Source organism: Mycobacterium sp. MUNTM1 (assembly GCF_054660795.1).
Genome location: NZ_BAAGDE010000185.1, coordinates 1 through 232, shown reverse-complemented (window position 1 = coordinate 232; position 232 = coordinate 1). Strand labels below are relative to the sequence as shown.

Annotated in this window: 1 protein-coding gene; it reads left to right on the top strand. The window is 59.5% G+C overall.

The annotated features are described in order from the left end of the window. On the top strand, nt 1–232 hold a 232-nt coding region (locus ACYQ8K_RS30355; RefSeq protein ID WP_459975098.1), incomplete at both ends, for an MCE family protein.

Below are 232 nucleotides of genomic sequence, written 5' to 3'. Positions count from 1 at the left end.
CCGTCGAATGTGAATGCCGATATCAAGGCGACGACGGTGTTTGGTGGCAAGTATGTGTCGTTGACGACGCCGGCGAATCCGTCGCCGCAGAAGATCTCGTCGCACACGGTGATCGACGCGCGGTCGGTGACCACCGAGATCAACACGCTGTTTCAGACGATCACCTCGATCGCGGAGAAGGTGGATCCGGTCAAGCTGAATTTGACGTTGAGCGCGGCGGCGCAGTCGCTGA